Source organism: Allobosea sp. LjRoot90 (assembly GCF_964254315.1).
Classification (GTDB): Bacteria; Pseudomonadota; Alphaproteobacteria; order Rhizobiales; family Beijerinckiaceae; genus Allobosea.
Map to the genome: position 1 here is coordinate 45,872 of NZ_CAXUTF020000005.1, position 17,195 is coordinate 63,066.

The window sequence follows — 17,195 nt, forward strand, 5'->3', positions numbered from 1 at the left end:
GCAAAACTGTGATGAGCGTCACGTGGCCGCACGTGTTGTCACAGGCTCTCCCGCAGCCTACGCCTTTGCCCCGGCGGCGCCGATTCAAGACGAGGCAGGGCCCCCATCTATCGCGCTAGGCGGCCTGCACATGGACAGTCGGATCCCGCGCCCGACTCTCTATCCTGGATGAATATTCAGTGCGCCCACCGCAGCCCGCCGGAGTTGTCAATGGAGCTGCTCGAACGAGAGGCTGACCTGAAGGCGTTGGCAGCCGCCCGCGACGAGGCGATCGCCGGGCAGGGACGCATCGCGTTGATCAGTGGCGAAGCCGGCATTGGGAAGACATCCCTCGTCGATCGTTTTCTCGCGACCGGTGGTCATGCGATGCGCATCCTGAAGGGAAATTGCGACGCGCTGTTCACCCCTTCGCCACTCGGTCCGCTCTACGACATAGCCCCTCATTTGGGTGGGCGACTGCTGGCGCAGCTTGAAAGCGAGACGCCGCGCGCCGCCCTTTTCTCCAATGTGCTCGAGCAGATACGCGATCCCGCGCAGCCCACCCTCCTGTTCATCGAGGATATCCATTGGGCCGACGAAGCGACGCTCGATCTCATTCGATTCCTGACCCGTCGCATCGCGCAGACAAGCATCCTTGTCATCGTAACTTATCGCGACGACGAGATTGGCGCGCAGCATCCACTGCAGATCCTTCTGGGCGAACTGGCCTCTTCAAGAGCGACCATTCGTATTGAATTGACGCGACTGACGGTCGATGCGGTGCGCGTTCTGGCGGCGGATCAGCCCCTCGATCCGGCTGTGCTGCACCGGCTCACATCGGGCAATCCTTTCTTCATCACGGAGGTTCTGGCCAACGCCGGGCGAGGTATACCGAAGACGGTGCGCGACGCCGTGCTGGCGCGGGCCGCAAAGCTGAGTACGGCCGGCCGCCATGTTCTGGAGGCCGCTGCCGTGATCGGCAGCCGAATCGAATATAGCCTGCTGAGCGAAGTGCTTGGCGGTGCAGCCGAAGGCCTGGCCGATTGCATCAAGCACGGAATGATCGAGGCCGCAGGGCAGGGCGTCGCTTTCCGGCATGAACTGGTCCGCGACGCGATCCTGACCGATCTGGACCCAAGTCGTCGCCGCGATCTCAATCGGTTGGCGCTCGACGGATTGAAAGCCTTCGGGGTCGGCCGCGGCGACTTGGCATTGCTGGCCCATTTCGCCGAGGGCGCAGGCGACACCAAGGCCATTCTAGAATTCGGGCCGGCCGCGGCCCGCGCCGCCGCCGCCGCCGGCGCTCATCGCGCAGCGGCGGCGCAGTACCTTCGTGTCCTGGACTTCGCCGGCGCTCAAGCGCCGGCCGAACGAGCGCAGCTCTTTGAGGCTTATGCCAAGGAATGCGCCATCGTCGACGAACTGGCCGAGGCCAGCAGGGCGCACCGTAAGGCAGTCGAATGCTGGCGGCAGGCAGGCAATTGCCTGAGAGAGGGCAAAAATCTCGCAGCTCTCGCCTTGCCCCTGGTTCGCAGCGGACAGAACGCTGCCGCCGAAGATGCGAGCCGGCACGCGATCGAGGTGTTGGAAACGCAACCTCAGACGCGCGAACTGGCGGCAGCGTATCAAGTTCAGGCTCACCTGCGGATGCTCAATCGAGAATGCCTGGTCGCCATGCGCTGGGGCAGGAAGGCGATCGAGCTGGCCTCCCATTTTCACGACAATGCCACCATCGCCGCAGCTGAGAATACTGTCGGATCGGCGATGCTCGTTGTCGGAGACGAGAGAGGCCGTCCCTATCTGGACCGAAGCCTCGCCATAGCCCGTCAGGCTGGCCTGGAAGACCTGATCGGCCACGCCTATACGAATCTCGGGGCGTGCTACGGCGAGCAGCACCAGTTTTCCGAGGCCGAACGCCATCTCGTCGAGGGCATGGCTTACGCGGCCGATCGCGATCTGGATCGCGCGAGTCATTACATGGGCTCCTGGCTCGCGATCACGCGGCTCTATCAGGGGCGTTGGAATGAGGCCTGCGACATCGCAACCTCGCTCGTCGAACGCCCCAACATCGCGGCCATAAGCCGGATCGTGGCCCTGGTCGCATTGGGGCGCTTGCGCGCAAGGCGTGGCGATCCTGGCGCAACCGCGGCCCTCGATGAAGCGCTCGACCTGGCATTGCAGACAAACACCCTGCAGCGTCTTGCGCCCGTCCACGCGGCCCGCGCCGAGGCCGCCTGGCTCGCGGGCGAGCTCGAGAACGTCAAGGCGGAGGCCACCGCAGTCTACGACCTCGCCACCCGGTCCCGGCACAACTGGTATGCGGGCGAGCTGGCGTTCTGGCGCTGGCGAGCCGGCGACCCGGTCGCCGCGCCAGGATGGGGCGCGCCACCCTTCATCCTGCAGATCGAGGGAGATTGGCAGGGCGCGGCTGAAGCGTGGCGGTATCTTGGCTGCCCCTATGAGGAGGCCCGTGCGCTGACCGATGGCGACGCGCCGGCGCAATTGGCCGCCCTCGAGATATTCGACAGGCTCGGCGCCGCGCCTGCGGCCGCCATGCTGCGCCAACGGATGCGCGGCAAGGGGATGCTCAGGATCCCGCGAGGCCAAAGGGCTTCCACGCGCCAGAATCCGTTCGCGTTGACCATGCGCGAGATGGAGATTCTCGGCTGCCTTGCCGACGGGCTGAGCAACGGACGGATCGGCACGCAGCTCCACATCTCTCCGAAGACTGTCGATCACCACGTTTCTTCCGTGCTCGGAAAGCTCGGTGCCTGCACCCGCGGCGAGGCCGCTCGCATTGCCGGCGAACAGAACGTGCTGGCGCAAAACAGGGAGCGCTCGGCCGCAAAATAGGGACCCTTCCCGATGCTGGCGAACACGACAGCGCATAGCTTGGCCGGGTTGCGCAGTGCAGCGAGTTTGGGACGGGAAGCTATGGCCTACTTCGAAAAGTGTTCTTGTGGCGTGGTCCAGCCTGAGATCAAAGGACCGCTGGCAGCCATGGGCGCTCCTATCGCTGCGGCCCGGCGCGCTGGGACCGCCTCAGCCTGTGGAAGCCCGAGGCATTGCGAGTAACGCCGGGCGCCGGATAGTCCGCGATCTTGCAGAATACCAGATTCAGCTAGCGTCAGTACTGCGGGCATCCCATGGCTGACCATTTGTCTTTTGGTCCCGTCGCCGCTTTCGCCACGGCGATGCCGTGCTTGCTTCGCGCTCAGTGTTCCCCTCAAGGACACTCAGGCGCGGCTGCTCAAGCTGAATAACCTTCCCCCGACTGCGGCTCCGCCAGAGAAATGCCGAACGATGACCGGGTCATCTAACGGTGCCTGAGGCGGTGATACGCCGCATCGGGACTCCGATATCAAGAGTCCAGTGCACAAGGCTCTTGCCGGGCAGTCTAGTGCGCCTCAACAGAGAGATAATGTGAAAACATCTATCGTTATACTTGAAAAAAGCATACTCGATTCCGAGGTGTACCTGAGACAGGTTTGGTCCTGGCAACGCTGCAGCGCCGATGGCCCTGCAATGTCGGCGCTGTCAGCAAACCCGGCTACCGGTCCCAACATGGCTCACCTTGTCATTGCTGGAACGGGCAACCAATGTCTTGCCACGGGATCGGAGTTTTCCCAGCGGCGGCGCAGTGCGCTCACCCGGATGCTTTCGTCTTGCAAGATCTTCTTGATCGAAATGCTGCGGTGGCGGCCGATACGTCAAGATACGCGTCTCCTCATGCCGATGGATGATCGCATTCTGGCGGATATTGGCCTCCGCCGTGATCAGGTCGAAGGCGCGCATCGCTACAGTCTCTTCGATGCGCGCGACTAGAGCCCGTTCCGATCGGCTTGCACCGCAAGCAGATCGGAAAAACGGTCTCTAAACTCAAAGTGAGAGACGGATTCACCGATCAGATTGATTCAATCTGATCGGATCCGGCTCTAAGCGCCGCCGGCGGGCCGCATCGTTGAGACGGGCAGCCCTGCGCCGTGCCCCCTGAGCCTCGCCGATACAAAGCGCTGGGGCGCGGCTCTTCCAGGGTGCCTTCGGGTGAAGATTGGCCCGCTGCAAAACAAGCGGGAATTTCAGGGCGATGGAGAATCTCCGATAATGACGACACCCGTGATCGATAACCTTGCCGTAGGTGAGTTGACGCCGGCCCCGATCGAGCCGCGCTTCGGCGAGATCGGCATTGCCGCCGTCGCCGGCGCGCTCACTGCATCTCGCCCGAACGGGGCGGGTAGGGGCTCCACCACTCAACCGCTCCTTCGCTCTCCGAAAGGGGCGGGTGCCGACGCCGCAGCCGAAAGCCTCAGCTACGAGCTTTCAAGCACGTGACGCGATTGGTGGCGCCGGCAAAAGGGGTTCGCGGCTGCAAAATAGGGAGGTTCCGGCCGCAAAATAGGGAGGTCTTCCCGATGCCGGTGTCTGTCGCGGCGCCTAGCTTGATCAGGTTAGCACGGTTCAATCAGCTGGAAATGGGACGCCATGACGCACTCCGGACAATGCTTTTGCGGCGCAGTCGAACTTGAGGTCAGCGGCGAGGCGGAGGCGATGGGTTATTGTCATTGCAGCTCCTGCCGTTCGTGGTCCGGCGGCCCTGTGAACGCTTTCACCCTGTGGAAGCCGGAGGCGGTGCGGGTCACGTCCGGGGCCGAGCATGTCGCGACTTTCCAGAAGACCGAGCTGAGCCAGCGCCAGTATTGCGCGAAATGCGGCGGCCATCTGATGACCAACCATCCGCCCCTGGGTCTCGTCGATGTCTTTGCCGCGACACTCCCGACGCTGCCCTTTGCCCCTGGCGTTCACGTCAACTACGCCGAGACCGTGCTGCCGATGCGGGACGGCCTGCCCAAGCTGAAGGACTTCCCAGCGGCGTTCGGCGGCTCCGGCGAGGAAATCGCGGAGTAATGCGTGGCTCCGTTGAAGCTTTTCAGGCAGGCGGATGGCTCTGACCAGTCCAGTGGCCAGCTTTCGGCCCGCTTCGGGGAGGCCGAGTGGACGATCACAGGGCGCTGACTGGCCCCGTTTGAACGAAGTGAATGAGAGGCAAGCAGCGCTGGCGCGCCAGCGCCGTGGAGCTCATTGCTCCGACGTGGAAGGGGTATCATGATCATTCGCGATCCAGGAGAATTCAAGGGAAAGATCAATATCAGTCCGAAGCTGATAATACATGGTGATATTAGCGAAGAGCTAGATTTTGTTGACAATTCAGCCGTATTTATACCTAAAGGGTGGCATATAAAGTGGAAGAATGTTACAAGTATAGAAATTATTGTAAGAATAGACTACAAGCTTTTGATAGCCCCATTTTTTGGCAGTCTAACGATTGGTGATGGCCACTATAGTTTCTCGAACTCCTGGCTTGTTCATTACGGTGATAGCGGGATAACCCTGGACCCGCAACTTGGTGTCGACCTGGGGTCAAGCCCGGGAGCAAAGGGTATCGTTGTTGCCGTAGGTCTGGCCATGATCCAGAGCGCCCATGAAGCCGACGCCGCATTCGTTTCCCTGCACGTTCAGATGAAAGGCGGCTACTCTGACGACGGCATAAGCTTCGGATTATTCGGGGTCGGCGTCAGCGGAGTCTTTGCGTCGGCATCGGCTTTTTCCCGCGACGTACCGCTCAAGGTTTTTTTGTTTGCCAAGGATCGTCCAAGCAAGGAAAAGCAGGTCGAAATAACTGATGATTTGCTGTCATCCTCCGTTTATTTTGAAAAGAATAAACACCTTATCGACCGAAGTTCGCTGGGAGATCTGGCCGGTTGGATCAAAAGCCTGCAAGGGAAAGCTCCGAACTTAACAAAAGCCATTAAGGACGGCAAGGTGACGATCACGCTTTCGGGTTATGCGAGTACGGAAGGTTCTACCAAGGTCAACGACAATATTAGCAAAGAGCGCATCGGCTCGCTTGAAAAAGAGATCAAGCGAAAGTTCGATAGCGAGGCCATTCGCATTGATGCTCAGCCTCATGGCAAACGCGATGCGAAGCAGAAAGGCAACGTGCCGGCCGAAATGCGGGTCGATATCAAGCTTGATCGCGCAGAAGCGACCAAGGCGGTGCAGGGACGCGGGCTTTGAGGCTCGCCGGCACCTGGTGGCATCGCGCCTGCGCGTCCCGGCCCGCGAGCCAACCATCATGACAGTCTGCGTCGCGCCTGTCGCGCCGGGCTGAGGAGCGGCGCGTGGGATCATCCTGCCGGCCGCGCTTGTTCGAAATCGGATCTGTCTCGAAACAATCCAAATTTTGGAGAGAACTATGGCGAGCGATTTTCTACTTGAAATCGATGGTATCAAAGGCGAGAGCGGCGACTCCAAGCATAAGGAGACGATCGAGATCGAGTCTTTCTCCTGGGGCGCCGGCAATTCCGGCAGCCATGCATCCGGCGGGGGCGGCGGCTCCGGCAAGGCGAGTTTCCAGGACCTGCGCTGCACGGCCAATGTCAGCAAGGCGTCGCCCGTGCTGATGCTGAAATGCGCCACCGGCGACCACATCAAGAAGGCCGTGCTGTTCGTCCGCAAGCAGGGCAAGGACCAGCAGGACTTCTATACGGTGACGTTGGAGGACCTGCTCGTCTCAAGCTACCAGTCCGGCGACAGCACCGGCGGCAATCCGGTCCCGACCGACCAGTTTTCGCTGAACTTCGCCAAGATCAAGTTCGAGTACAAGATCCAGAACAAGGATGGCTCGCTCGGCGCGACCACGACCGGTACCTGGAATCTCAAGGCCAACAAAGAGTAAGGCGCCGGCCTGCTGGCGTCGCGCTAGCGATTTCCGCCGGGCTGCGGGGCATTCCAGCACTGCGGCGCGAGCCAGGCCCGGCAAGGACGCCATCGCCAAAGCCTCTCTGCTCCAGCCTTCACGCAAGGCCTTCCAATACTTCCTAATCCCATAGGAGAGATACTATGCAGACCATTGTCGCCTCATCTCCGCACGTCACAGACCCGGGCGCGATCGACCTGTCCGTTCTCAAGTCGCGCCAGCAGGCCGCATGGGCATCAGGCGATTATGCCGTGATCGGCACCACGCTGCAGATTGTCGGTGAAAGCCTGTGCGAAGCGCTTGATCTGCGCGCCGGCCAAAGCGTGCTGGACGTCGCTGCCGGCAACGGTAATGCGAGCCTGGCCGCTGCCAGGCGCTGGTGCAATGTGACGTCTACAGATTACGTGCCAGCCCTGCTGGAAAGGGGCGGCCAGCGTGCCGCAGCTGAAGGGCTGGCGGTGGTGTTCCAGACTGCCGATGCCGAGGCGTTGCCCTTTGCCGACAGTAGCTTTGATGCTGTCGTTTCCACATTCGGCGTGATGTTCGCCCCCGATCACGACCGCGCAGGGTCCGAGATGCTGCGGGTCTGCAAATCCGGCGGCAAGATAGGAATGGCCAACTGGACGCCCGAAGGCTTCATCGGGCAGGTATTCAAGACGATCGGCAGCCATATCCCGCCTGCGCCCGGAGCCAGATCCCCCGCTCTATGGGGCACGCAGGACCGGCTGGACCAGATGTTCGCGGCGCATGCCTCTGTCGCTGTCGCAATGCGATCCTTTGCCTTTCGCTACCGGTCACCCGCGCATTGGATGGAGGTTTTCCGCACCTGGTATGGCCCAGTGCTCAAGGCTTTCGCGGTATTGCCGGAAGCGCAGCAGACGGTCCTGGAGCGCGATCTCCTGGCGCTGATCGACCGTTTCAACCGGGCCGATGACGGAACGGTTGTGGTACCGGGCGAGTATCTGGAGATCGTGATTACGAAGAAATAGCGGTCGATCATCTGTCCGGGATCAGTCGCGGTTAAGTGTGCGGTCGCGCTCGCGACAGCTACAGATCAATTCCGGTCAAGGCGATGCGCAAGCCGGCAAAAGGTCGGCTTGCAGACGGGGTTCGGTGTCTGCGCGCAAAGGCGCGATCCAGAACTGAAGATCCGTCGACGGACAGAGGATTAGCGGGAGCGCGCCAGCGCGACCCCTACGGCGCCGATTCACATCCGGAGCCTCCGAATAAAAACCCTGGTGGGGCGTTCACCACGCGCCAAGCGCCGAAATCGGCAGCCCTATCGAGATTGCGAGGAGTGGCTATGACTGAGAAGAACCTGGCGGCGGCATCTGCACACGTCCCGCGCATCGCAGCGATCCTGAGCGGCGTCATCGCTGCAGCAGCCATCCTGGCCGGTGGCCATGTCGCAGCAGCCGAGCTGCCGGGCGCGATAGCCGCTCCCGGTAGAACCGAGATACTGAATTTGCACGCCGAGGGCGTTCAAATCTACGAGTGCAAGGTCAATCCGACAGGCGACGTCAGGTGGCAGTTCCGCGAGCCGCTCGCCCTTCTGCTGAAGGACGGCAAGACCGTCGGGCGCCATTTCGCTGGGCCGAGTTGGGAGCTGGCATCGGGCAGCACCGTCGTTGGCAAGGTCGAGGCACAGGCGCCAGGACGCACCTCCTCCGACATCGCGCTCCTGAAGCTCGCGGCGGTCGAAAAGCGCGACGGTGGCGAGTTGGCGAAGGTCGTCGCGATCCAGCGCCTCGAAACGCGCGGCGGTGCTTTCGGCGGCCCCTGCGAACGGCCGGGCGCGTTCCATCTCGACCCTTACTCTGCCGATTACGTCTTCCTCGGCGAGTGAATCTCATCCCGCTTGGGTGGGCTGTTGGCCAGGCAATTCCAGCCGTCTCGCCGCATGAGCGGGGGCTTCCGCTCTGACAAAGGACTCTGTGACATGAACAAGCTCGCTCTCGGCCTCGGCGTGGCCCTGCTGACGGCCGCGGCCCCGGTCTACGCCGCCGACCTCCCCAGTCGGAAGGCCGCACCGGCTTATCCTGCGTTGACGGCGTTCTCCTGGGCCGGCCTCTATGTAACTGTGGTGTAACCACGGGCTCTCTGATGCCCTCGCAAACGGGGGCGAACCTACCAAGCCCGAAAAGCAAAAAGCGCCGGGAAACCCGACGCTTACGTGCCTCTCAAGCCTTGAGGTTGTCTGGAGCGGGCGAAGGGATTCGCAACCCTTGCCCCCAACCTTGGCAAGTGATTTACCGAGGTGTTTCAGCGTTTTACCGCAGTGGGCATCATTTTCTTGGAAGGCGCCCAGTACATTTAGCTCGATTCATAATGTCGAGATCAAAGCGAAGTCGCGCGACTCGTGCGAATTCCCGCGGAGCTTGAAGACTGCAACCGCGATGTAACCGTCGAGAAGCGAGCAGCTAGCGCTGCTCACGTACGTAGATCAGGCCCGCGGCCGCCGGCTGGCGCGAGCGACCAACTGTCCAGGCGAGGGCTGCGATCGAGACGAGATAGGGCAGGATCTGGAAGATCTGGTAGGGCACGCCGGGAATGGCGAACTGCAGGCGGAATTGCAGCGCGTCGCAGAGGCCGAAGAATAGCGCAGCCAGCGCGACGCCGGCCGGATGCCAGCGGCCGAGGATGATTGCGGCGAGGGCGAGGAAGCCTTTGCCGGCGCTCATCCCGTCTGAGAAGATGTGGACCTGCGCCAGCACGAGATGGCAACCACCGAGCGCCGCCAGCATGCCCGAGAGCATCAGCGCCAGATAGCGGATGCGCATCACCGGCAGGCCGGCACTGTCGGCAGCGCGCGGGTTCTCGCCGGTTGCGCGCAGAGCGAGGCCCCAGGGTGTCAGGAAAAGCAGGGCGGCGACGAGCAGGCAGAGCGCAACGAAGACATAGGTCAGCGCGTCGTGCGCGAAGAGTGCCGGCCCCAGTATCGGCAGGTCCGAGAGAGGCCCGAGATCGAGCGTCGGGAAGCCCGGCACCTGCGTGCTGGTGGTGAGGCCGAAGACGGCACGTGCAAGGAAGGCCGTCAGTCCCGCGCACAGGATGTTGACGGCAATGCCGGCGACGAGCTGGTTGACGCGGAAGGTCACGGTCAGCAGCGCGACGAGGAGGCCGCCGACCGCGCCTGCGCCGAGGCCGGCGGCCAGGCCGATGAGCGGCGAGCTGGTCGCGTGGGCTCCGGCCGCCGCGGCGAGCGCGCCGCTCAGGATCAGGCCCTCCAGCGCGATGTTGTAGACGCCGCTGCGCTCGGCGACGACGCCCCCCAGCGCGGCGAAGGCGATCGGCATGGCAAGACGGACCGAGGCCGCCAGCAAGGCCGCGAAGAAGGCGGCGTCGAAAGCAAGATCGGTCATGGCGCGGCCTTTTGCGTGCTGAGATTGGTCGGCTCGCCAGCTGCCGGCCTCGAACGGAGGAAGGCGAGCAGCGAGGCCGGTGAGGGCTTCCAGGCCAGGCCCGCGGCAACGGTCATCACGACCAGACCGAGGATCGCCTCGACGATGCTGCCGTCGAGGCCGATGGCGCGCTGCATGCTGCCCGAACCTGCCTTTAGCGCCGCGATCAGCAACCCCGCAACCGGCACCAGCAGCGGCTGCGCACCCGCCATGAAGGCAACGACGATGCCGTCGAAGCCGTAGCCGGCGCTGAACAGATGGAAGAGCCGGTATTTCAGGCCGATGATCTCGAGCCCGCCGGCGAGGCCGGCGAGGCCGCCCCCAAGCGCCATGGCGACAACGATCTGGCGCTCGACCGCGATGCCGGCATAGCGCGCCGCGCGAGGGTTGCGGCCGACCATGTCGAGCGCGAGGCCGTGGGTAGTGCGGTTGAAATGGACGTGCAGCGCAAGTGCCAGCACGAGGCCGAAGAGCGCACCGAGATGGGCGTCGGTCTGTGGCAGCAGCAGCGGCAGATGCAGGTTGGCCGGCAACTGCTCCGAGAACGGATAAGGTGCGCCTTCCGCCAAAAGCGGGCCGCTCACCGCGTAGCTGACGATGTGGATGGCGACGAAGTTGAGCAGCAAGGTCACGATGACCTCGTTGACGCCGCGATAAGCCTTCAGCGCTCCGGCGATCGCGGCCCAGGCCGCCCCGCCGACCGCGGCGCTGGCCAGGACAAGCGGGATGCCGAGCCAGGGCGAGCAGTCCGGCAGACTAAGCCCGGTCAGCGTGGCGCAGAGGCCGCCGATATAGATCTGGCCTTCTCCGCCGATGTTGTAGAGGCCGGCGCGATAGGGCAGGCAGACGGCGAGTGCCGCGAGCACGATCGGGCTCGTCTTCACCAAGGTGTTGGCGAAGCCCCAATAATCCGCAAAGCCTTCTCGAAAGAGCACGGCATAGGCCGTGAGCGGATCGTGACCGGCGATCCAGATCAACAACGCGCCGAGCAGCAATGCTACCAGCGTTGCCCACAGGCTGCGCAGGCGGATGACGATATCGAGGATCGTGCTCATGCCGCACGCTCCGCGGTGACGCCGGCCATCAGCAGGCCGATGCGCTCGGCACTGGCTTCCTGGGGCGTCAATTCGCCGGTGATGCGGCCTGCGCAGATCACGCCGATGCGATCGGCGACCTCCATGACGTGCTCCAGTTCTGTCGAGATGTAGAGGATGGCGACGCCCTTCTCGCGCTGCGCCAGGATCTGGCGCTGGACGAAGGCGATGGCGCCGAGATCGAGTCCCTTGGTCGCCTGGGCGATGACGAGGATGCGCGGTGCTGCCTCGATCTCGCGCGCCAGGATGATCTTCTGCTGGTTGCCGCCGGAGAGGTCGCGCGCGGGCTGCCGCGGCGAGCGCAGGCGGATGTCGTATTCCGCCGCCAGCCGCTTGCCGATTACCGCGATCACGCTCCGGTCGAGCAGGCCATGACGCGAGACGGGCGCGAGATCGAAGGAACGCAGGATCAGATTGGTCTCGACCGAATGGTCGAGGACGAGGCCGGTACCATGCCGGTCCTCGGGCACGAAGCCGATCCTGGCCTCGCGCTGGCGCGCGCGCGCGTCGAGCGGGCCAAGATTGCAGCCGTCTGCCGCGATGTGGCCGGAGACAAGCGGCCGCAGCCCGGTGATCACCTCGGCGAGCTCGCGCTGGCCGTTGCCGTCGATGCCAACGATGCCCAGCACCTCGCCGGCGCGGACGCTGAGCGAGAGCTCGTCCAGCGCCCGCCCGCCGCGATCATTGCGGGCGACGAGGTCGCGCAGTACCAGCCGTTCAACGCCGGTCTTCGTCGTCCGCGGCGTCGGTTCGACCGAGAGCTCGCGCCCGATCATCAGGCGCGATAGCTCCTGCGGCGATGTCTTGGCGATCGGCCGCCGCGCCACGACCTTGCCGGCGCGCATCACCGAGGCCTCGTCGGCGACCGCCATCACCTCGTCGAGCTTGTGGGTGACGAAGAGGATGGTGGTGCCGTCGGCGCGCAGACGCCGCAGGCTGGCGAGGAAGCCGTCGATCTCGCTCGGTGCCAGCACCGAGGTCGGCTCGTCGAGGACGAGGATGTCCGCGCCGCGATAGAGCGCCTTCAGGATCTCGACACGCTGGCGCATGCCCATCGGCAGGCGCCAGACCTCGGCGGCAGGATCGACCTCGAAGCCGATCTGCCGGCTCATCTCGGCAATGCGCGCCGCGTGATCGGCCAGCCGCAGCCGCGCCAGCGGCCGGCCGAGGCCGAGCATGATGTTCTCGGTGACGGTGAGCGCCTCGGCGAGGTGGAAATGCTGGTGGATCATGCCGATGCGATGGCGGATCGCATCGGCCGGGGAATGCAGCGTGATCGGGTGTCCGGCGATGCGGATCTCGCCCTGGTCCGGCCGGTAGAGGCCGTAAAGCACATTCATCAGGCTGGTCTTGCCGGCGCCGTTCTCGCCGAGAACGGCATGGATGCTGGCCTTCGCGACAGTGAGGTCGACGCCGTCCAGCGCCCGGAAGCGTCCGAACGCCTTCGAGACGCCGTCGACGACGAGATAGCCCTGATCTGGCTCGGCCATGAAATCCTCCCTCGCCGGCCGTCGCACTCTTTCGGCGCGTCCGGCCTTAGCCTTGCTTTGGGTTCAGACGGGCTGGACGGCGAGCTGGCCGGACTTCATCCGCTCGACCAGCGCCGCGATCTCGGCGACGGTCTCGGGCGGAACCTTCGGGCCGAAACGGCCGAGGCGGACCGCCTGCGGCATGGTGATGTCGAACTTGTAGTTCTTGCCGGCGAGCCCCTCGGCCTTCGCCCTGGTCAGCATCGCGAGCAGCAGGCCGCGTACGTCGAGAATGGCCGATTGCAGCATGATGTCCGGCCATCTGGTGATGGCGTCGTAGTAGAGGCCGAAGGCCATCGCGCCCTTCTCGCGCACCGCCTGCAGGCTGCCGGCGGTGGCGCTGTCCATGGTCGGCCAGACGATGTCGATGCCCTGGGAGAGCTGGTTGACCGCCGCCTCCTTGCCTTTGGCTACGTCGTCCCAGTCGCCGGTCCAGGTAGTGACGACCTGGCCGTCGCTGCGCGCGGCGCGAAAGCCCGCCTCGAAGCCGGCGACGCTGTCATTTGTGAACTTGAACTTCTGCGCTGCGATGATCCCGACCTTGCCAGTCTTGCTCATCCGTGCCGCCAGGAAACCGAGCAGATAGGCCGGCTGCGAGAAATGGAAATCCGCCGTGGCGACGTTCGCCGAGGCTCGCAGGCCGTTTGTGACGAGGAAGCTCGTCTTGGGGAAGCGGCCGGCGACGCGATCGACCGCGTCCTGGAACTCGCCGCCATGGCCGATCACCAGATTGTAGCCCCGCCTGGCATAGTCGGAGAGCACCTCGACCTGCTGCGGCTGGTGCACCTTCTCGCTGTAGGCAGTCTCGGCCTGCAGCTCGGTGCGAGCCTGAGCCAGCACCTCGAAGGCCGCCTGGCTCCAGCCGCCATCGGCGATGCTGCCCGGCAGCGCGATCGCCACCTTGAGCGGCTCGCCGGCGGCCTTCGCCGATCGTGGCAGGGCTGCGACACCGACACTCGCCGCAAGTGCGCCGACCATGTCCCTTCGGGTCAAATTCATGCTGATCTCCCGCCTCTGGAAAGGAATGGGCTCCCCTTGGATCGTTCTTGCCCATCTCACGCGATAGCAGCAGTGCTCCTTCCGGCTCGAAAGTGAGATTTGCTCAACCCGGCTTGAGAGATTCTTGGAGACCGGCGCGAAGCCGTCATTTCCCCGTTCTTTCAACGACAGGAGAGCCGCTGCGGCGTGACATGAAAATCTCTCCAGCGCCCTGAAGAAAAACTCGTTGGCACTACCAAGAGCGGCAACACATCTTCCTCGCAACCGACGGGACCAAGCGGTTCCGTGACTTCACGAGGACTTCCAATGACGACGCTTCTCCATCTTGACGCCAGCGCCCGCGGCGAGCGCTCGCTCAGCCGAGCCCTGTCCAGGTCCTTCGTCGACGCCTGGTTGGCGCGCGAGCCCGATGCGAGCGTGATCGCCCGCGATGTCGGGCGCGACCCGCCGCCTTTCCTCAATGAAGCCTGGGTCGCGGCGGCCTTCACGCCGGAGGAGGCTCGCACGCCCGCACAGAAGGCGGAGCTCGCTCTGTCCGACGAACTGATCGGCGAGCTCGCCGCCGCCGATGTCATCGTGATGGGCACGCCGATGTACAATTACGGCATGCCGGCGCAGCTCAAATCCTGGTTCGACAAGATCATCCGGATCGGGAAGACCTTCAGCTTCGATCTGGCGCGCGGTGATTTTCCGCTCGAGCCGATCCTCAGCGGCAAGACTTTGGTGGTGCTGAGTTCGCGCGGCGAGTTCGGCTTCGGGCCGGGGGGCGTGCGCGCCGACATGAACCAGCTCGACCCGCATATCCGGACCTGCTCGCACTATCTCGGCGTCGAGGCGATCCATACGATTGCGATCGACTATCAGGAATTCGGCGACGCCAGGCACAAGCGCTCGATCGCCGAGGCGCATGCCGCGGTGCCTGGGCTGGTCGACGAACTCATCGCCGGCCGCCGCGCCGAAGCGGCATAGAAGCGGGGGAGCGAACGCCTTGATCCAGAATCCGATCCCCTGGCCGAACGGCGCGCGCTGCGCCTGCGCCATCACCTTCGACGTCGATGCCGACAGCCTGATCCATATCGCCAGGCCGAAGGACAGCTGGAACCGGCTCTACCCGATTACCATGGGGCGCTACGGCCCGACCGTCGGCGTGCCGCGCATCCTCGAGACCTATCGCCGGCTGGGATTGAAGCAGTCCTTCTTCATTCCGGGCTGGACGATGGAACGCTACCCCGAGGCCGTCGAGGCGATCCTGAAGGGCGGTCACGAGATCGGCCATCACGGCTATCTGCACGAGGACCCGACCGAGATCTCACCGGAGGCCGAGCGCCGCGCCTTCGAGAAGGCCCTGGCCGTCCACCAGCGGATGACGGGCGGCAAGCCGCGCGGTTATCGCGCACCCGTCTACAATGCGACGCAAGCGACCATCGACCTGCTGATCGAGCACGGCTTCTCCTATGATTCCTCGCTGATGGCCGACGACATCCCCTATCGGATGCGCTCGGGCGGCAAGTATCTCTACGAGGTGCCGCCGCATTGGGGCTCTGACGACTGGCCGCCCTTCGCCCATTATGCCGAGATCGGCTATATGATGCCGGTCCAGCCACCGGAGCAGGGTCTTGCCGCCTCCTTCGCCGAATTCGAAGCGCAGTACGAGGCCGGCGGCTTCTGGATGGGGATCTGGCACCCGTTCCTGACCGGGCGGCTGGCGCGCTGGGCCGTGGTCGAGCGCTGGCTCGAACAGGTGCTGGCGACACGCAAGGTCTGGTTCGCGCCGCTGGAAGAGATCGTCGCTTATGTCGAGCAGCTGGTCGCTGCCGGCGAATATCAGGTTCGGACCGAGGAACTGCCCTATTTCACGCAGCCTGTGGCAGGGTGAGCTCGGGCGCCTCGCGCCGGCGGAAGGCGGCCGCCTCGGCGCGCAGCCAATCGCGGAACAGCACCGTCGAGCGCTTGCGCGGCGTCGCGCCCTCGACCAGGCGGAAGGCGAAACCGGGCAGGCTGCCGCCGTCGAGGCGCACCAGGCTGCCGTCGCGCAGCGCGTCATCGATGAGGACATCGCTGCACAGGAGCGGACCGAGCCCGCGGTCTGCTGCGTGCAGCGCCAGCGTCTCCTCGCTGAACCAGGACTGGCGAAAGTCCGGCGCCGTTCCCGGCAGCGCCTGCGCCAGCCAGGCTGGCCAATCAGGCGCTTCGAGCGAGCGGTTCTTCCAGCGATAGCCGATCAGCGGGCGGCCCAGCATGTCGGCGATGCCGGGGTTGTGGCCGGCCGGACAGAGGCTGCCGGACGCGACGGCGATGTAGCTGTCCTCCAGCAGAACGTTCTGACGCTGGTCGGCCGGCACGGCGCCGTAGCGGATGGCAAGGTCGATGCCCTCGGCGCGCAGGTCCATGACCTCTTCGGAGGCGTCGATGTGGACCATGATCGCCGGGTGGGCGGCGTGGAATGCGCGCAGCCGTGGCATCAGCCAGCGCTCGGCAAAGGCTCGCGTGGTCGAGACGGTGACGGCGTCGGCCGAGCGCGAATCGTCGAGCAGGGCGAAGGCGTCGGCGAGCCGGTCGAAGCCGTCGCGCAGCATCGGAAACAGCGTCTCGCCCGAAGCGGTCAGCGCGAGCGCCCGCGCCTGGCGTTCGAACAGCTTGAGGCCGAGCACGGCTTCCAGATGACGAACCTGGTGGCTGACCGCCGTCACCGTGACGCAGAGCTCGTTGGCGGCCTGGGTGAAGCTGAGATGGCGTGCGGTCGCCTCGAAGGCGCGCACGGCGTTCAGTGAAGGCAGTTTGCGCATGGCCAGCCCCTTCGGGCGATCTGATAGTGTGCGTCGGTCGGATGCATGGCGTTGACCGGGACCATATCCTGCGGGCAGGCCGAGAAGACGACGATCAGGTCCATTTCGGCCCGCAGGGCGATGTGCTGGCCCGGCTCGCTGACCGGTGCCTCGAAGGCGAGGCTGCCATCGGCACGTACCGGCACGTTCATGAACAGGTTGAGCGGGCTCGGCGTCAGCGGCACCGCTATGCCGAGCGTCGCGAGCGCGGCCTTGAGGTTGTCGGTGCAGCTGTCGTGATGGCCGTGAGCGCCGAGCTGGCGATAGCGGTGCTCGTCGCAGGCGGCGATCAGCATGTCGTGGATGCCGGGGGTGGTGTCTTCGACCACGGTCAGCATCGGATTGCGTCGGTTGCTGACCAGCATGTCGCCAATCGCCGGCATCAGCTTCAGGATCGCGGCCCGGCTGTGCTCCATCGACAGATGCTCGTCGACATCGGCGGCATTGAAGGCCCAGGTGTCGACCACCTGCTTGCCATGGGTATTGACGATACGAACGCTCTGGCCGCGCTTGACCCTTGCGGCGACGCCGCTGCGGGCCGGGATCAGTTCGAGCGCCGGCTGGAGCGCTCCGACCTGCTTGTTCATGGCGATCTCCTCACTGGCTCATGC

The 17,195-nt window shown here is 64.4% G+C and carries 17 protein-coding genes; 10 read left to right on the forward strand and 7 right to left on the reverse strand.

Going from position 1 to position 17,195, the window contains the following annotated elements:
- The first annotated feature begins 210 nt into the window (after positions 1-210).
- On the forward strand, positions 211-2,832 hold the full coding sequence (locus tag ACSQ3M_RS18760; RefSeq protein ID WP_436151595.1) for a helix-turn-helix transcriptional regulator: 2,622 nt from the start codon (positions 211-213) through the stop codon (positions 2,830-2,832).
- A gap of 684 nt (positions 2,833-3,516) precedes the next feature.
- Here ACSQ3M_RS18760 and ACSQ3M_RS18765 read toward each other — a convergent pair.
- On the reverse strand, positions 3,517-3,774 hold the full coding sequence (locus ACSQ3M_RS18765) for a hypothetical protein (protein WP_436151596.1): 258 nt from the start codon (positions 3,772-3,774) through the stop codon (positions 3,517-3,519).
- A 309-nt stretch (positions 3,775-4,083) separates the two neighbouring features.
- On the opposite strand from ACSQ3M_RS18765, the gene ACSQ3M_RS18770 reads away from it, so the two are divergent.
- The 7 genes from ACSQ3M_RS18770 to ACSQ3M_RS18800 all read left to right on the forward strand — a co-directional run bounded on the left by ACSQ3M_RS18770 (position 4,084) and on the right by ACSQ3M_RS18800 (position 8,825).
- Positions 4,084-4,311: a hypothetical protein gene (locus ACSQ3M_RS18770; protein ID WP_436151597.1), complete on the forward strand. Its 228-nt coding sequence runs from the start codon at positions 4,084-4,086 to the stop codon at positions 4,309-4,311.
- A gap of 150 nt (positions 4,312-4,461) precedes the next feature.
- Entirely contained in the window at positions 4,462-4,884 is a 423-nt protein-coding gene (locus ACSQ3M_RS18775; protein WP_436151598.1) for a GFA family protein, read from the forward strand.
- A 198-nt stretch (positions 4,885-5,082) separates the two neighbouring features.
- The gene (locus ACSQ3M_RS18780; RefSeq protein WP_436151599.1) at positions 5,083-6,054 is read left to right on the forward strand and encodes a hypothetical protein; all 972 of its coding nucleotides are present in this window, start codon (positions 5,083-5,085) and stop codon (positions 6,052-6,054) included.
- Between the two features lie 178 nt (positions 6,055-6,232).
- Positions 6,233-6,715 carry an Hcp family type VI secretion system effector gene (locus ACSQ3M_RS18785; protein WP_436151600.1) on the forward strand — a complete coding sequence of 161 codons (483 nt, stop codon included), beginning with the start codon at positions 6,233-6,235 and terminating at the stop codon, positions 6,713-6,715.
- Between the two features lie 164 nt (positions 6,716-6,879).
- A complete protein-coding gene (locus ACSQ3M_RS18790) occupies positions 6,880-7,725 on the forward strand; it encodes a methyltransferase domain-containing protein (RefSeq protein ID WP_436151601.1) in 846 nt (281 codons plus the stop codon).
- A gap of 314 nt (positions 7,726-8,039) precedes the next feature.
- Complete coding sequence (locus ACSQ3M_RS18795) at positions 8,040-8,582, forward strand: DUF3455 domain-containing protein (RefSeq protein WP_436151602.1); 543 nt, start codon at positions 8,040-8,042, stop codon at positions 8,580-8,582.
- A 93-nt stretch (positions 8,583-8,675) separates the two neighbouring features.
- A complete protein-coding gene (locus ACSQ3M_RS18800) occupies positions 8,676-8,825 on the forward strand; it encodes a hypothetical protein (RefSeq protein ID WP_436151603.1) in 150 nt (49 codons plus the stop codon).
- 331 nt (positions 8,826-9,156) lie between these two features.
- Here the strand turns inward: ACSQ3M_RS18800 and ACSQ3M_RS18805 are convergent, their stop codons facing one another.
- The 4 genes from ACSQ3M_RS18805 to ACSQ3M_RS18820 form a co-directional block, all read right to left on the reverse strand.
- Positions 9,157-10,098, reverse strand: a complete 942-nt coding sequence (locus tag ACSQ3M_RS18805) for an ABC transporter permease (protein ID WP_436151604.1) — start codon at positions 10,096-10,098, stop codon at positions 9,157-9,159.
- Positions 10,095-11,192 (reverse strand): ABC transporter permease, encoded by a 1,098-nt coding sequence (locus ACSQ3M_RS18810; protein ID WP_436151605.1) that lies wholly within the window; start codon positions 11,190-11,192, stop codon positions 10,095-10,097. The genes ACSQ3M_RS18805 and ACSQ3M_RS18810 overlap by 4 nt, the downstream gene beginning before the upstream one ends.
- A complete protein-coding gene (locus tag ACSQ3M_RS18815; protein ID WP_436151606.1) occupies positions 11,189-12,721 on the reverse strand; it encodes an ABC transporter ATP-binding protein in 1,533 nt (510 codons plus the stop codon). Before ACSQ3M_RS18815 ends, ACSQ3M_RS18810 begins: the two co-directional genes overlap by 4 nt.
- Before the next feature lie 63 nt (positions 12,722-12,784).
- Positions 12,785-13,759, reverse strand: coding sequence for a BMP family protein (locus ACSQ3M_RS18820; RefSeq protein ID WP_436151607.1), 975 nt, complete (start codon positions 13,757-13,759; stop codon positions 12,785-12,787).
- A 306-nt stretch (positions 13,760-14,065) separates the two neighbouring features.
- On the opposite strand from ACSQ3M_RS18820, the gene ACSQ3M_RS18825 reads away from it, so the two are divergent.
- Both ACSQ3M_RS18825 and ACSQ3M_RS18830 read left to right on the forward strand, forming a co-directional pair.
- Positions 14,066-14,728 (forward strand): FMN-dependent NADH-azoreductase, encoded by a 663-nt coding sequence (locus tag ACSQ3M_RS18825; RefSeq protein ID WP_436151608.1) that lies wholly within the window; start codon positions 14,066-14,068, stop codon positions 14,726-14,728.
- 19 nt (positions 14,729-14,747) lie between these two features.
- Positions 14,748-15,635 (forward strand): polysaccharide deacetylase family protein, encoded by an 888-nt coding sequence (locus tag ACSQ3M_RS18830; RefSeq protein ID WP_436151609.1) that lies wholly within the window; start codon positions 14,748-14,750, stop codon positions 15,633-15,635.
- Here the strand turns inward: ACSQ3M_RS18830 and ACSQ3M_RS18835 are convergent.
- Together ACSQ3M_RS18835 and ACSQ3M_RS18840 are read right to left on the reverse strand one after the other, a co-directional pair.
- Positions 15,613-16,545 (reverse strand): LysR family transcriptional regulator, encoded by a 933-nt coding sequence (locus ACSQ3M_RS18835; protein WP_436151610.1) that lies wholly within the window; start codon positions 16,543-16,545, stop codon positions 15,613-15,615. The genes ACSQ3M_RS18830 and ACSQ3M_RS18835 overlap by 23 nt on opposite strands.
- Positions 16,524-17,171: a DUF1989 domain-containing protein gene (locus tag ACSQ3M_RS18840; RefSeq protein WP_436151611.1), complete on the reverse strand. Its 648-nt coding sequence runs from the start codon at positions 17,169-17,171 to the stop codon at positions 16,524-16,526. Before ACSQ3M_RS18840 ends, ACSQ3M_RS18835 begins: the two co-directional genes overlap by 22 nt.
- Positions 17,172-17,195: the final 24 nt, after the last annotated feature.

What these genes read in the sequence shown, in the direction of transcription:
- ACSQ3M_RS18785 (WP_436151600.1), top strand. Translation starts at nt 6,233, where the DNA reads ATGGCGAGCGATTTTCTACTTGAAATCGATGGTATCAAAGGCGAGAGC.
- ACSQ3M_RS18835 (WP_436151610.1), bottom strand. Translation starts at nt 16,545, where the DNA reads ATGCGCAAACTGCCTTCACTGAACGCCGTGCGCGCCTTCGAGGCGACC.
- ACSQ3M_RS18840 (WP_436151611.1), bottom strand. Translation starts at nt 17,171, where the DNA reads ATGAACAAGCAGGTCGGAGCGCTCCAGCCGGCGCTCGAACTGATCCCG.
- ACSQ3M_RS18800 (WP_436151603.1), top strand. Translation starts at nt 8,676, where the DNA reads ATGAACAAGCTCGCTCTCGGCCTCGGCGTGGCCCTGCTGACGGCCGCG.
- ACSQ3M_RS18765 (WP_436151596.1), bottom strand. Translation starts at nt 3,774, where the DNA reads ATGCGCGCCTTCGACCTGATCACGGCGGAGGCCAATATCCGCCAGAAT.
- ACSQ3M_RS18815 (WP_436151606.1), bottom strand. Translation starts at nt 12,721, where the DNA reads ATGGCCGAGCCAGATCAGGGCTATCTCGTCGTCGACGGCGTCTCGAAG.
- ACSQ3M_RS18780 (WP_436151599.1), top strand. Translation starts at nt 5,083, where the DNA reads ATGATCATTCGCGATCCAGGAGAATTCAAGGGAAAGATCAATATCAGT.
- ACSQ3M_RS18805 (WP_436151604.1), bottom strand. Translation starts at nt 10,098, where the DNA reads ATGACCGATCTTGCTTTCGACGCCGCCTTCTTCGCGGCCTTGCTGGCG.
- ACSQ3M_RS18795 (WP_436151602.1), top strand. Translation starts at nt 8,040, where the DNA reads ATGACTGAGAAGAACCTGGCGGCGGCATCTGCACACGTCCCGCGCATC.
- ACSQ3M_RS18825 (WP_436151608.1), top strand. Translation starts at nt 14,066, where the DNA reads ATGACGACGCTTCTCCATCTTGACGCCAGCGCCCGCGGCGAGCGCTCG.
- ACSQ3M_RS18775 (WP_436151598.1), top strand. Translation starts at nt 4,462, where the DNA reads ATGACGCACTCCGGACAATGCTTTTGCGGCGCAGTCGAACTTGAGGTC.
- ACSQ3M_RS18820 (WP_436151607.1), bottom strand. Translation starts at nt 13,759, where the DNA reads ATGAATTTGACCCGAAGGGACATGGTCGGCGCACTTGCGGCGAGTGTC.
- ACSQ3M_RS18760 (WP_436151595.1), top strand. Translation starts at nt 211, where the DNA reads ATGGAGCTGCTCGAACGAGAGGCTGACCTGAAGGCGTTGGCAGCCGCC.
- ACSQ3M_RS18810 (WP_436151605.1), bottom strand. Translation starts at nt 11,192, where the DNA reads ATGAGCACGATCCTCGATATCGTCATCCGCCTGCGCAGCCTGTGGGCA.
- ACSQ3M_RS18790 (WP_436151601.1), top strand. Translation starts at nt 6,880, where the DNA reads ATGCAGACCATTGTCGCCTCATCTCCGCACGTCACAGACCCGGGCGCG.
- ACSQ3M_RS18770 (WP_436151597.1), top strand. Translation starts at nt 4,084, where the DNA reads ATGACGACACCCGTGATCGATAACCTTGCCGTAGGTGAGTTGACGCCG.